General features: G+C 45.7%; 12 protein-coding genes. 4 read left to right on the top strand and 8 right to left on the bottom strand.

Translation table 11 applies throughout. From position 1 onward, the window contains the following. Positions 1 to 181 precede the first annotated feature (181 nt). Complete coding sequence (gene thrS / locus HNR77_RS11940) at positions 182 to 2,119, bottom strand: threonine--tRNA ligase (protein ID WP_184184138.1); 1,938 nt, start codon at positions 2,117 to 2,119, stop codon at positions 182 to 184. Positions 2,120 to 2,570: 451 nt separating this feature from the next. Then, on the bottom strand, positions 2,571 to 3,515 hold the full coding sequence (locus HNR77_RS11935) for a putative sporulation protein YtxC (protein WP_184184135.1): 945 nt from the start codon (positions 3,513 to 3,515) through the stop codon (positions 2,571 to 2,573). A 200-nt stretch (positions 3,516 to 3,715) separates the two neighbouring features. On the opposite strand from HNR77_RS11935, the gene HNR77_RS11930 reads away from it, so the two are divergent. The 4 genes from HNR77_RS11930 to HNR77_RS11915 all read left to right on the top strand — a co-directional run bounded on the left by HNR77_RS11930 (position 3,716) and on the right by HNR77_RS11915 (position 7,220). Beyond that, positions 3,716 to 4,126: a hypothetical protein gene (locus tag HNR77_RS11930; protein ID WP_184184132.1), complete on the top strand. Its 411-nt coding sequence runs from the start codon at positions 3,716 to 3,718 to the stop codon at positions 4,124 to 4,126. 329 nt (positions 4,127 to 4,455) lie between these two features. After that, entirely contained in the window at positions 4,456 to 4,950 is a 495-nt protein-coding gene (locus HNR77_RS11925; RefSeq protein WP_110893927.1) for a cation:proton antiporter regulatory subunit, read from the top strand. A gap of 4 nt (positions 4,951 to 4,954) precedes the next feature. Further along, positions 4,955 to 6,193 (top strand): cation:proton antiporter, encoded by a 1,239-nt coding sequence (locus HNR77_RS11920; protein ID WP_110893929.1) that lies wholly within the window; start codon positions 4,955 to 4,957, stop codon positions 6,191 to 6,193. Positions 6,194 to 6,314: 121 nt separating this feature from the next. Beyond that, the gene (locus tag HNR77_RS11915) at positions 6,315 to 7,220 is read left to right on the top strand and encodes a YitT family protein (protein ID WP_184184129.1); all 906 of its coding nucleotides are present in this window, start codon (positions 6,315 to 6,317) and stop codon (positions 7,218 to 7,220) included. A gap of 158 nt (positions 7,221 to 7,378) precedes the next feature. Here the strand turns inward: HNR77_RS11915 and HNR77_RS11910 are convergent, their stop codons facing one another. The 6 genes from HNR77_RS11910 to HNR77_RS11885 all read right to left on the bottom strand — a co-directional run bounded on the left by HNR77_RS11910 (position 7,379) and on the right by HNR77_RS11885 (position 13,580). Beyond that, positions 7,379 to 8,392: a zinc-binding alcohol dehydrogenase family protein gene (locus HNR77_RS11910; RefSeq protein ID WP_184184126.1), complete on the bottom strand. Its 1,014-nt coding sequence runs from the start codon at positions 8,390 to 8,392 to the stop codon at positions 7,379 to 7,381. Then, positions 8,389 to 9,363: an aldo/keto reductase gene (locus HNR77_RS11905; RefSeq protein WP_184184123.1), complete on the bottom strand. Its 975-nt coding sequence runs from the start codon at positions 9,361 to 9,363 to the stop codon at positions 8,389 to 8,391. The genes HNR77_RS11910 and HNR77_RS11905 overlap by 4 nt, the downstream gene beginning before the upstream one ends. 189 nt (positions 9,364 to 9,552) lie before the next feature. Continuing rightward, entirely contained in the window at positions 9,553 to 10,095 is a 543-nt protein-coding gene (locus HNR77_RS11900; RefSeq protein WP_311768611.1) for a chromate transporter, read from the bottom strand. A gap of 6 nt (positions 10,096 to 10,101) precedes the next feature. Further along, on the bottom strand, positions 10,102 to 10,737 hold the full coding sequence (locus HNR77_RS11895; RefSeq protein WP_184184120.1) for a chromate transporter: 636 nt from the start codon (positions 10,735 to 10,737) through the stop codon (positions 10,102 to 10,104). Between the two features lie 17 nt (positions 10,738 to 10,754). Continuing rightward, complete coding sequence (locus tag HNR77_RS11890; protein WP_184184117.1) at positions 10,755 to 12,041, bottom strand: NCS2 family permease; 1,287 nt, start codon at positions 12,039 to 12,041, stop codon at positions 10,755 to 10,757. A 30-nt stretch (positions 12,042 to 12,071) separates the two neighbouring features. Beyond that, positions 12,072 to 13,580 carry a bifunctional metallophosphatase/5'-nucleotidase gene (locus tag HNR77_RS11885; protein ID WP_184184114.1) on the bottom strand — a complete coding sequence of 503 codons (1,509 nt, stop codon included), beginning with the start codon at positions 13,578 to 13,580 and terminating at the stop codon, positions 12,072 to 12,074. Positions 13,581 to 13,599 lie beyond the last annotated feature (19 nt).

Here is a 13,599-nt window from a genome sequence, read left to right as displayed (position 1 = left end):
CCCCTCACTTGCAAAGGGTTACCAAAAAACATGTATTCTATACCCTGTCCAATATAGAGCGCATGATTACACGTCAAAAAACCGTCTGATACACAGGGGTGCTTCCCTGTTTCTCAGACGGCTTCCGTTTTATTTTGAAAATACATATTTATATTACGTTTGTTTCACAAGGCATTAGGCATTAAACTTGTCTTGAAGAAATTTCCTCTTTCAACTGGGCAACGATCTCGTCCACCAGCTTCATACCCAGATCACCTTCTCCGCGTTTACGAACGGATACCGATGCTGCATTTTTCTCGTTCTCGCCCACAACGAACATGTACGGCATTTTCTCCAGCTGCGCTTCACGGATTTTGTAACCCAGCTTCTCGTTGCGAAGATCCGCTTCGGCCGAGATGCCTGCACGTTTCAGCTTCGCTTCAACTTCACGCGCATACTCGTCATAGTTGCCGGATACCGGAATGACTTTGGCTTGAACAGGAGACAGCCAGAGCGGGAATGCACCTGCGAAGTTCTCCAGCAAAAATGCAGTGAAACGCTCCATTGTACTGATTACGCCACGGTGAATAACAACTGGACGATGCTTCTGTCCATCATCACCAACATACTCAAGTTCGAAGCGCTCAGGCAGCAGGAAGTCCAGTTGAACCGTAGACAATGTCTCTTCTTTGCCCAGTGCTGTTTTGATCTGAACGTCGAGCTTCGGACCATAGAATGCCGCTTCGCCTTCGGCCTCATAGAATGGAAGATCCAGCTCTTCCACAACTTCACGCAGCATGCGCTGGGACATTTCCCACATCTCATCGTTCTGGAAGTATTTCTCGGTGTCTTTCGGATCACGATAAGACAGACGGAAGCGATATTCGTGAATACCGAAGTCTTTATACACCGTCTGGATCAACTCAATGACACGAGCGAACTCTTCCTTGATCTGATCTGGACGTGCAAAGATATGAGAATCATTCAATGTCATCGCACGGACACGATGCAGACCTGTCAACGCACCTGACATCTCATAACGATGCATCATGCCGAGTTCGGCAATACGGATCGGCAGATCACGGTAGCTGTGCATGTTGGATTTGTACACCATCATATGGTGAGGACAGTTCATCGGACGAAGAACCAGTTCTTCGTTATCCATAATCATTTTCGGGAACATATCCTCCTGATAGTGCTCCCAGTGACCAGAGGTTTTGTACAGCTCAACATTACCCAGAACCGGCGTATATACGTGTTGATATCCAAGGCTTTCTTCCAGATCCACAATGTAACGCTCCAAGGTACGGCGCAGCTTGGCACCATTCGGCAGCCAGATCGGCAGCCCTTGACCTACAAGCTGGGAGAAGGTGAACATTTCAAGCTCTTTACCCAGTTTGCGGTGATCACGTTTACGTGCTTCCTCGAGGAAGTGCAGGTGCTCGTCCAGCTGTGCTTTTTTCACAAAAGCCGTACCGTATACACGCTGCAGCATTTTGTTTTTGCTGTCTCCACGCCAGTAAGCGCCAGCTACGTTCATCAGCTTGAACACTTTAATTTTGCTTGTCGATGGCACGTGTGGTCCACGGCACAAGTCAAAAAATTCGCCTTGCTCATAGATCGTAATTACGCTATCCTCCGGCAAAGCATTAATCAACTCCAGTTTGTATGGGTCACCGACTTCATTGAAAATATTAATCGCTTCCTCGCGGCTGACTTCCTTGCGCACGATTGGCAGATTTTCATTGACGATGCGTTCCATTTCCTTTTCAATCTTCTGCAAATCTTCCGGGTTCAGCGGATGTTCAAGGTCCATATCATAATAAAATCCATCCTCAATGACGGGTCCTACGCCCAGATGCACCTCTTTGTTTCCGTACAAACGTTTAACCGCCTGAGCCAGCAAGTGCGCTGTACTGTGACGCATCACTTCAAGACCTTCGGGGGAATCCAGCGTAACGATCTCCACCAGTGCGCCTTCATGAATTGGAGTAGATAAATCCACAACGATGCCATCCAGCTTGCCTGCTGCCGCATTTTTACGAAGACCGCTGCTGATCGAAGCGGCTACATCCTCAATACTGCTGCCATCCGCATACTCACGTACCGAACCATCCGGTAGTTTAATGTTAACTGCCATTTGTCTCATCCTCCTGTAAAATAAACATCGTACATCTTCATTGTCTTTCATTTTGGACTTAGTCATCTAATGCGCCTCCCGATGCCCAGCATAACGGCAGGAACGCAAAAAACACCCGTCCCGGTCAAGGGACGAGTGTTATACTCGTGGTTCCACCCTAATTCAGCTGATTATTCCTGTAGAAGGAAAGCAGCCCTCATTGGCATGTCGTTAACGGGCATGACCCGGCAGATCCTTACTCACAAAACACGCCCATCTACTGAGATGGTGGAATAATCCGGTTTTATTTTCAAAATTGCAGCTCCAAAGGGGTAAACCATATGTGATATCCGGAGGAAATTTCAGCCCAGGTTCCTCTCTCTGCACCGATCAGGCATGTGGCTCTTGTCTTTGTCATCGCTTTTGCTTATCAAGTTCATTGTATTGCACCTTTCCGTGAACGAATCACGGATCAACAGTTATTATAATTGCCGAGATCGCCTGCGTCAAGACCTGTCAGCAATACCGACCGAAGCACTTCACACTCGGGACATTGATGGCATATCTCAACCTTGTCCTCGAAAATCTGGCATATCGTGGAGATGATCGGCAGCTCCGGTGTGCTGGTATGCAGCATGACCTTTTCCGGTGATATCGAAATAAGCGTACTCACGATCATATCTTCAATATCCATCTCCAGTTCGATGCCCGGCATCTCAACGACTACCTGCTCATCCTTCTTGACCGGCAGCAGATTAAAACCTGCATCAAGCACCTGGAACTCATGTTTGTCTTTATGGATCAGATGGATCAAGGGAACCTTTGCCTCCTGGAAAAATACAAAGTATTTAAGCAGGCCCATGAACTCCTCGTACTGCCGATCCATCCAGAATTCATCCAGCGCGTATTCCACCAGCTCCTGAAGCTCCTGCTTGTAGGAACGGATACGAAAATTCATCAGACCTTCCAAAGGAAAAAAGTGAACCTCCTCCAGATCCTGGCGCAGACTTTTGGCCAGTGTTTCACGGCGCCGCTCGCGAAGGCCGGGCTGATCCAGATCACCGTTAAACAGCAGGGGCATACAGATCCGATGAACCTTTTCCACTTCGTGCTCATCCATAACTGAACATGTTTTGGCAATCATATCCTCTACAATGGTTCGTTCGTGCATCTCCATAATAAAATCCGCAATGCCATAGGATAACAGATCACTGATTTGGGGAAGCCACTGCTGAAAATGCTCGTGATTTTCATTGCCCCTGCATATCCAGACTGCTCTGCCATCTTTTTGTTTGAAGCTGAGACGAAAACCTCTCTTGCTTATATGTAAACCTTTGACTTTTTCCTTGATGCACTGATAAAAGCGATCTGCCTCCACCTGTCCAGACACATCGGTCCATACTGCAAACAGTTCCATTCAAATCACTCCTTTCCTTTCTCTTCAAAGTATATGGCAAGGCCTACAGGGATATACGAAGCGGTTTGATGGAAAGGGTGTCATGATTTCTCAGCATAAAATGAACGTTTTGAAAACATGCAATGAATGGTTTGGAGTTAAGACAAAAATGTGTTATTATTTTTATAACAGTATGTTTCACGGAAGGAGGGAAGCCAACAATGAGACCACATCCTAGACTGCTTCATCACGCGATTATCATCATTTTGTGCGTTTTTCAGGCGCTGTGCTTCCCCATTCCAATGCAGTCTGAATCTGCCGTTGGTGTATCCGTTGACGCCACTTCGAATAAAGAAGTGCTCGAAGTACTGGTTCAAATACCCGAGTCACAGCACAAACCTGCCATTCGCAAAAATACACAAGTCATGTCCAAGCTTGCTGCTGTAACGCAAACCAAGCCTGTATTTCTTGTCCTCGCACTCTTGATTGTGCTGCGAATTCCCACTGCAGGTCTGTCTTTCAAACCGTGGTATTGTTTGTTCAAACGCAGATTATTTCTGCTGCCAATCAAGTATACCAGTATGTATTTATCCCTCTCTCCAATGGCACCCAAATACGCCAGCGCTCGATAAGAGCCTGTTTGCCGTATTTTACCGGATGCCTGCGCATGGAGCCACCTCTTCCATGAAGACGGTGTTCTCGTGCATAACCTACAACCCTTTATGTGAACGTTAGATTTGAAACACACGATCATCGGAAACACACAATTGCAGCTCTTATTTTGCTGTACCTTAATTTGCAAACTAAATCCTTTTTACATCATATATTCGGCTGCGTCAGGAATTACTGGCTCTGTTTCCCCGCACCATTTGATGTTCCGCTTGAGCAGCAGATGACCTGATATCGGGAAGCAAGGCTTCCTTCTATGGCCAGCCTCAACTACTAAGGAGGCATACTATCCATGGATGTACGCGAAACAGATTTGCCGGGAATCGGCAAGAAATTTCAGATTGAAACAAGCAGCGGTGACAAAATCGTTATTATTATTCACGATGATGGACGCCGGGAGATGTATCATTTTGAATATGAAGATCCGGATCAAAGCATCTCCATGATTACGCTGGACGACAATGAAGCGAGACAAATTGCAGCCATCGTGGGTGGACTAACCTATAAACCAAAACAGCTTGAAAATATTGAAGTAACGTTTGACGACCTGATTATCGAGTGGTATAAAATTGAAGCCTCGTTCGGATGCATTGGCAAATCCATTGGAGAATTGAATGTACGTCAAAACTCTGGCGCAACGGTCATTGCTGTTGTGGAGAAAAATCACAAAAAACACATCAGCCCAGGTCCGGAGGTTGTGATTAGTGCAGATTCGACGGTTGTTGCCGTTGGCGAACGCAACCAGCAGAAGCTTTTCAAGTCCCTCCTCCTGACGGGAAGGGGGTAACTCGATGGATCATTTGATCTTTGAAGTAGGTCTGGCACTGGTGCTCATTGCAGCAGCCGGCCTTTTATCCGCAAAACTGAGATTTTCGGTTGTACCCTTTTATATTCTGATCGGTATGGCCGTGGGGCCACATGCCATGCAAATCTGGCATCTGGACTTCCGTTTCATTGAAAGTCAGCCGTTTATTGATTTTATGGGCCGCATCGGTATCCTGTTCCTCCTGTTCTATCTGGGGCTGGAGTTCTCTGTAGGCCGTCTGGTCAAGTCGGGTCGCTCCATAGTAGTCGGCGGCTCGATCTATATCGGGATTAACTTTACATTGGGATTAGTCTTTGGTTTCGCCTCCGGCTTCCCGGCAGCTGAAGCTCTTGTGATTGCAGGGATTACCACGATCTCATCCAGTGCAATTGTCGCCAAGGTGCTGGTGGATCTGAAACGAACTGCGAATCCGGAAACGGAAATGATTCTTGGCATTATTATGTTTGAGGACGTCTTCCTCGCGGTATATATTTCGATTCTTTCCGGACTAGTACTCAGTGATTCATCCTCTATCGGAGGTGTAATCCTGTCTGCATTGATCGCTCTTGGCTTCATGCTGATTGTTATCATTATCGGACGCAAAGCTACACCGCTCCTGAATAAACTGCTCAAAATCCGTTCCAACGAATTATTTTCACTTGTTGTTTTCGGTGCATTGTTCCTGGTTGCCGGCTTCTCCGAAACGATTCATGTTGCTGAAGCGATCGGTGCTTTGCTGGTCGGTCTTGTGCTTGCCGAAACCGAGCATGCGAAACGGATCGAACATTTGATCCTGCCATTCCGTGATTTCTTCGGAGCGATCTTTTTCTTCAGCTTCGGACTCTCTATTGACCCGTTATCTCTGGGTGGTGAAGCCGTATGGCTCGCATTGATTGCCGTTGTGATCACATTGTTTGGTAACTTCCTTGCAGGCATGCTGGCTGGGCGAAGCGCAGGTCTGTCACCGAAGGCATCCGCTAATATCGGATTAACGATTGTATCTCGTGGAGAATTTTCAATTATTATGGCAAACATGGGTAAAGCGGGCGGACTGTTACCATTACTTCAGCCGTTTGCTGCACTATATGTATTGATTCTGGCTATACTTGGACCACTGTTAACCAAGGAATCCAAACATGTATTTAATTTGTTGAATAAAATATTTAAGTTCAAAGATGCACGCAAAAAGAAAGAGGAACCTAAAGTGCTGCAGAAAGAAGGATAAATTCCATGTTTGTACAGAGCAGACAATTGAACGAATCAAGTAACTAAGTGGCTGCACGCCGAACTTTCTGTGAACACCCCAGGGAGAATGGCTCGAAAGCCGCACATAAGGAGGATGACCTGTGAAAGCACCTCTGATATCGGCTAATCCGGCGCCACACACTGCCAAGAAGACCAGCATATCGCCTTCTCACCGCTGGTTAAACCTGTTTCTGGTCATTGTTGGCGGGATTCTGGCCTCCGTGGGACTTGAATTGTTTCTGCATCCCAATAAAATCATTATTGGCGGCATAACGGGAATCTCTTCCCTTTTTGCACATTGGACTGAGCTTCGAATCGGATTATTCCTGTTTCTATTCAACGTTCCGTTTATATTTTTATCATACAGAATTGTGAAGAAAAAATTTGTACTGGTTACTGTTCTGGGTCTTGTTGTCTTTTCGATCGGTGCCATTGTGCTACATCCGATGCCGCCGCTCGTCGAGCATCCCTTGGCTGCTGCCATGTTTGGCGGTTTATGTCTGGGGCTCGGAATCGGGCTGGTCGTTCGGTATGGCGGGACACTGGATACGCTGGAAATCGGTGATCCGTCCTCCCGGCCGCCTGAACGTGTCTTTAGCGGGAAACGGCTGCTTATCGAAAAAATAATCTTACTGCTTAACTTGATCATCCTGACAGCTGCTGGTGTTGTTTTTGGCTGGGATCAGGCCATGTATTCTGTCATCGCTTATCTGATTGCCTATGAAATGGTATACCTTGCATTCCGGGGATTCTCCACGAAACGCAGCATATGCATTCTCACGATACAAAGCACTCAAGTTGAAAAAGCTGTGCGCAAGCGCCTGCGCAGGGAACCACAGAGCCTCCCTGCTGCGGAGTCCTCCCCCATCGCTGGAGCAGCAGGCTGGATCGGTCAGATTCCAGGAGCACTTTATTACGAAGTGCATTTCCTGGAGATGATCTGGCTGAAAACGATCGTTCGCCATATTGATCCGTATGCAGGCATTGTAGCGAATCCAGAAAAATAACCCGGAAAAATAACATTGCATTGTACGGATTGAAAAAACACAAGCATTATAACAAAACGCTCTCTCCCCTGATGAGGAGATGGATTAATATCCATACTCATCACATGGGAAGAGAGCGTTCTTCGTTTAACCTGCCGCAAATATAAATTTATATGAAATTATAATTCAACAATAGCTTTCACCACTTGAGTTTCGGGCAACAGCCAGGCATCCATTGCTGTTGGCAGCTCATCAAATGCAGCACGATGTGTAACATAGCCATCCATACTTAATTTTTTGCTGCGCAGCGTGGAGAGCACCAGTTCAAAGTCCTCACGTGTTGCGTTCCGACTACCTAGCATACTCATCTCCCGTTTATGAAACTCCGGGTCATGGAACGTGATGTCTGCTTTAACCAGACCAACGAAGATTAATTGCCCGCCGTGTGCCACGTAGGGAATAGCGCCGTTCATGGAATGAACATTACCTGTTGCATCAAATACAGCCGTCGCATAGTCTCCGTCAGTGATCTCGGACACGCGCTGTAATGCCTGATCATCCGCCTGTACCGTCTCGTCTACTCCGGCCCAGGTTCGGCTAAGCTCCAGCCTGTCCAGATTACGATCTACTGCAATAACGTAAGCACCTGCCTGCTTGGCAAAAGCCATCACACCGAGTCCGATAGGCCCTGCACCAATGACGACTACACGTTCTCCCGGCTGGAGTGCGGCTCTGCGAACGGCGTGAGCCCCGATGCTAAGCGGTTCCACCATGGCTGTCTCATCCAGTGTTAAACCATCTGCCTTCAGCAGATGAGAAACAGGTACTGTAATGCGTTCTCTCATGCCCCCATCAACGTGTACTCCCATCACTTGCATCGATGCACAACAATTTGTCTTGCCTGAACGACAAGCAATACAATGTCCGCAGTGCAGATAAGGGATAATGCTGACTTGATCTCCAGGCTGCAAGCCCGCCGCATTCGGGCCAATCTCTTCAATAATACCAGCCAGCTCATGACCGAGCACACGTGGATACGTAAAGAACGGCTGATTGCCTTTGTACGCATGCAGATCTGTACCGCAGATGCCGATACGTTGAATCGCGACCAGCGCTTCTCCTTCAGCTCTTTTTGGCTGCGGCAGCTCTTTCAGCACCAAACGATCTATTTCTTCACATACGATAGCTCTCATGCCTGTTCCTCCTTGGTTGCATTCAGCGTTGTGTTTATGTTCGTATTATACTGTGCAAGCCCGCTTGACCACGTTTCGTTGTTCAACGGAGCCAGAATACGCAGCACCTCTTCCAAAAGCTGATGATCCATCGGCTCTTCAATCCAGCTCGCATTATTCATAATGTTACGCTGACTTGCACTGCTCACCAGCGTTGTCGGAATCTGTTCATTGGCTGTGGAAAATTGCACGGCCAGCTTGGCGATATCGCTCCCCTGCTCCTGGCAGAAGCGAGCTGCCTTCAGACAGAGCTCTTTCACCCGATCACCCGCCGGGTGCCATTCGGGTGTCCCGCGTGTGCTAAGCAATCCCATCGATAGAGGTGAAGCGTTTACAAGTCCAACCCCTTTTTCCTCCAGCAAAGGCAGAAGGGATAACAACGAAGTATCATTCAAGGCATAATGACAATAAGAAATAATCGCATCCGCATTGACCTGCGGCAGCATCTGCTCGAACAACTGCAGCGGCAAGCCACAGATACCGGCATAACGAATAATGCCTTTCTCTTTCAGCTCCAACAGCGTCGGGAAAGCCTCTTCAACAATAATTTCAGGTTCCACAAATTCAATATCATGCAGAAATAAAATATCAATATAGTCGGTATGCAGTCGAGCCAGGCTTTCCTGCACACTACCCAGAATACGTTTGCGTGAAAAATCAAACTCGTTCTCACCGTAACGTCCAGCTTTGGTGGATAACGTATATGAGCTGCGCGGCAAGCTGCGGATCGCCTCACCAAGCACCGTCTCTGCCTTGGTCAAGCCATAATACGGCGAAACGTCTATATAATTCATGCCTGCATCCACAGCCGCATGAACGGTCCGAATGCCTTCCTCGCGATCAATATCACGAAATACAGAACCAAGCGAAGATGCCCCAAAACTCAAAACAGGTACGTCCAGCGATGTCTTTCCCAGTTTCCTTTTTTCCATTCCTTCGTTCCTCCCAGCGGTTTTACTACACAACTGTCCCTTCATTGTATCAGTTAAAAATCTATATAACATATCGTCAAATGCGTAATATGTACTGTTTAATGATCTTGAATGCGACCGCAAACCAAAAACACCTTAACGCTACCTGCCTTAAATCAGGAGCTTTAAGATGTTTTTTCGTTCTTTTTCTCAAAAAAGAATAATGCCACCTCCAGCAGCCAATAAAATAACTGCAAATGGATGGATTTTATATTTCATTACAGCAATCAGACTGCCGGCACATAATACGATCATTCCAAAGGTGGACCAATTAAAAATCGCTCCTTCATCTCTCCCAATCCCGAAATGAATTGCTGCATAAACTATTAATCCAGTAACAACGGGACGCAGCCCATAGAAGGATGAACGTAGCCATACATTTTTCTGTAGTTTTAAAAATATGGAGGAACACGCAACAACAATAACGAGCGATGGAAAAATGATGCCAACTGTTGAAATGATTGCACCTGGGATTCCTAGATGATTATATCCAATTAAAGTCGCTGTATTGGTGGCAATCGAACCTGGCGCCATACCTGCGATCGCAACAATTTCCTGGAAATCCTCTGATCTGATCCACCCCCGAGCTATGACCTCCTGCTCTATGAGAGTCATAACGGCATATCCGCCACCAAAGGAAAACGCCCCTATTTTCAAAAATACAAAAAATAGCTCCCACAGCAATGCAATCATCACCTTCTAAATGTAGTATTCAGGATAATTCAGATTCGTTTTTTGGACCTGTTTCTCCTTTTCTGTAGGTGCTGCAATGCCAATGACTCGTTTTATAACAATAATTAGAATACCGACAACTGGCCCAGCTAGAATAAGAATGAGAGAATGGATGTTAGTAAATAAAAGCATGGCAATACAGCTTCCCGTAATCGTTAACGTAGCAAAATCCATAATCGAGGTTTTTCCCATTTTATAGGCAGCAACAATAATTAAAGCCACAACTGCTGCATGGACACCCTTCAGAGCAGCCTCTACTTTAGGAACATCTTTAAACATCATCCCAAATATACTTAATATAAATACGATAAAAAACGTGGGCAGTGTAATCGCCAATACAGCGGTGACTGCACCTGATATTCCTGCCAGCCTGTATCCAACGAAAGCAGCGGAGTTAACGGCTACCCCGCCAGGTGCGGAGCCTGCAATCGAGATCATATCACTCATCTCTGAAGAGGTTAGCCACTGCTTTTTGTCAACAACCTCGCGCTCTATCGCAGCCACCATCGCATATCCCCCGCCAAAAGTGGAAGGCCCCAATTTGAAAAAAACGACGAAGATAGGAATTAATTTACGGACATCCATGTATCTGAACCAATTCATTGCACCAGCTCCAGTCTTCAAACCCAATGCACGATAAAATTAACTAAAAATAAAGTCGAAATCATATATAAAGCGAACGGTACCTTTTTTCTATTGCTAGCAGCCAGATTAAGGATGGTATAACTGATGAAGCCAAAGGCCATACCATCTACAATGCTGTAAGTGAGAGGAATCAGCACAATGATCAGAAAGGCAGGGAAGCCTTCGGCGAATTCCTTGAAATTGATACGTTGAACATTGGAAATCATCAACCCCCCAACAATGATTAGGATAGGGGCAATGGCACTGTCCGGAATAAGTTTAATCAGGGGAATAAAAAACAGGGATATCAGAAACATTAATCCGGTCACAACGGAAGTGATCCCTGATCTGCCACCTGCTGTAATTCCTGCGGCACTTTCTACTGTGGACACCGTAGGACTTGTGCCAAAAATACCTGCAAAGATTGATGATAATGCATTCGCTTGTAATGACCGTTCAAATTTCTCAGGCTTCTCAATCATATTCAAATGTCCATATACCAAACCAATATTTTCAAAAACAATGACCAAGGCTAACGTTAAGGTAGCGACCCAGAATGTCATTGAACCTATTGCATTAAAGGACATACTACCGACAACATTCCAATAGGATTGTATCGAGAATGAGTTGGTCTCCTGGAAATCGATGTGCACTTGACCAAAAGCCATTGCAAGGACTGTTCCTGCAATAATTGTAATTAGGAAGCTGCCAGGAACCTTCCGAATAAACAATATTAATGCTATAACCAGAGTTCCCAGTGTAAGGATGGTATTGGGTTTGCTAAAGTCACCAAGGGTTACAAACGTAGTAGAGCTCGCAGCAACAATGCCGCTTTTCTGCAACCCGATGAAGGTGAGAAAAAGACCAATACCTATTGTTGTTGCCTCTTTCAATGCATCAGGTATCGAAACCGAAAGCCACCTTGCCACTGGTGTAAATGCTACAACTATAAACAGTAGTCCCGAAATAAAAACTGCACCCAGTGCTTCTTGCCAAGAGAGTCCCATAGACTGAACAATAGTATACGTGAATAATGCATTGATACCCATGCCGGGTACAAGAATAATTGGAGCATTTGCCCAAATTCCCATAACAAGACAGCCTAAAAATGATGTAAGCACTGTGGCAATAACACCAGCTTCCAGCGGAATCCCCGCGTCATGTAGTATAGATGCATTAACGGCAATAATGTATACAACAGTAAAAAACGATATAACTCCTGAAAGAATTTCCTTTTTAAGTGAATTCACCTTTACGATCGACCTTTCTTCGTTCTCGAGCACGCGATATAACCTTCCTTCCAGTACCCTCAGCTATGAAGAAGAGACCGCAGAATCTTTAAATTTGACACGTTTCTCGATCAGCGGCTTGACTTGCCCCGTCTTACGAATGTAGTCAATTACAATATCACGCATAATCATGGACGTGTCTCGTATATTGCTCCCTTTGAGAAAAGCTGTGAAACCATCTCCACCCTTGCAAGTGAAATCATCGGAAGCCACTTTATAAATGCGGTCCTCTTGAAGAGGCTGACCATTGATCATAACACCAGACACTTGACAACCTTTCTCAGCTTCAGGATCAATAACAAATTCAATGCCTGATTGCTCCAATATACCCGCTGTCATGCTTGCGCTCTGCTCAAGTACCTCCTTGAGTTCCTGTCCAGTCATTTCGATCACAAGGATATTGTTATTAAACGGCACTGCATTAATAACATGTCCAACCGTGATCTCTCCCTGATCAATATCGGCACGCAAACCACCTGGAGCAGTAAACACTGCATCCACTCCTGTATATAAACGAACAGCGTCTGTAACGATATTGCCGAGTAATGATTCTCCAAAATAGTTACGGGACAAATCGTACTCCGCATATCCTATTTTCTCTTCAATCAGCTCTTTCAATCGGTTATCCCAATACTCCACTCGGGCAGCGACAACAGGATCAGGTTCGATAAGATCAGTATAAATCGGTTCCAGATGACCTTCATAAGATATAATTTTCTTCTCGGTCTGATCCACTTGTAATTGTAAATAGCCCACAAAAGTCCCCAAACCACGTGTAGAACAGAGCAATGTACCTGTCTCTGAAGCTACGTAAGGTTTGATGATGGATTTATGTGCATGACCCGTAATCATCAAGTCAATCCCCTTCACGTTGTTGCACATGCGCACATCCTCTTCAAAATCCTCTTCCACGTCAACAACGCGATCTGTCGTTGATTGCTCAGCGGGGACTCCCTCATGAGCAAGTACGATAACTAAATCAACGTGAGGACGCAGAAGATGAACGTATTCCTGAAGCAACGACTCCTGTTCGCGGAATTCAAGTTCTTTCACGAGATCTACCTGAATCGTCTCGTAACCAGCCTTTTTTCCGTGTATGCCGATAATACCTATCTTTAATCCATCTTTTTCAATCATTTCATAAGGCTTGGCGAACAAGATATTCGTTCCTTTGTAAAAAATACTTCCAGACAAAAATGGGAATTGAGCTTGCGCAATCAACTTCCTTGCATTGGGGACACCATGATCAAATTCATGATTTCCAACACAAGAAGCGTCAAATCCAATGGTATTATAAAGATCGAGCGGCGCTTCCCCATTCGTCAAAAAACTGATTGGTGGCCCTGTAATAATATCCCCTGCATCCAGCACAAGTACATTCGGCTCCGTATTGCGAATTTTGTTTATATAGCTGGCCATATAAGCAGCACCGCCCATCATCGGACTGCCTTCAATCCAAGTTGCACGAACGGGTTTATCTTGAGCATGAAAGTCGTTTGTGTATACAATCGTCAATGTTTTTTTATCAGACATTAAAATATCCCCCATCGGA

The sequence above is a fragment of the Paenibacillus sp. JGP012 genome (assembly GCF_014203995.1).
GTDB lineage: Bacteria > Bacillota > Bacilli > Paenibacillales > Paenibacillaceae > Paenibacillus > Paenibacillus silvae.
The sequence above is the reverse complement of the archived record's forward strand: the minus strand, read 5'-3'. Positions and strand labels throughout refer to the sequence as shown.

Coding starts and splice junctions, on each gene's coding strand:
- thrS (WP_184184138.1), bottom strand. CDS start 2,119: ATGGCAGTTAACATTAAACTACCGGATGGTTCGGTACGTGAGTATGCG.
- HNR77_RS11935 (WP_184184135.1), bottom strand. CDS start 3,515: ATGGAACTGTTTGCAGTATGGACCGATGTGTCTGGACAGGTGGAGGCA.
- HNR77_RS11930 (WP_184184132.1), top strand. CDS start 3,716: ATGAGACCACATCCTAGACTGCTTCATCACGCGATTATCATCATTTTG.
- HNR77_RS11925 (WP_110893927.1), top strand. CDS start 4,456: ATGGATGTACGCGAAACAGATTTGCCGGGAATCGGCAAGAAATTTCAG.
- HNR77_RS11920 (WP_110893929.1), top strand. CDS start 4,955: ATGGATCATTTGATCTTTGAAGTAGGTCTGGCACTGGTGCTCATTGCA.
- HNR77_RS11910 (WP_184184126.1), bottom strand. CDS start 8,392: ATGAGAGCTATCGTATGTGAAGAAATAGATCGTTTGGTGCTGAAAGAG.
- HNR77_RS11905 (WP_184184123.1), bottom strand. CDS start 9,363: ATGGAAAAAAGGAAACTGGGAAAGACATCGCTGGACGTACCTGTTTTG.
- HNR77_RS11900 (WP_311768611.1), bottom strand. CDS start 10,095: ATGATTGCATTGCTGTGGGAGCTATTTTTTGTATTTTTGAAAATAGGG.
- HNR77_RS11895 (WP_184184120.1), bottom strand. CDS start 10,737: ATGAATTGGTTCAGATACATGGATGTCCGTAAATTAATTCCTATCTTC.
- HNR77_RS11885 (WP_184184114.1), bottom strand. CDS start 13,580: ATGTCTGATAAAAAAACATTGACGATTGTATACACAAACGACTTTCAT.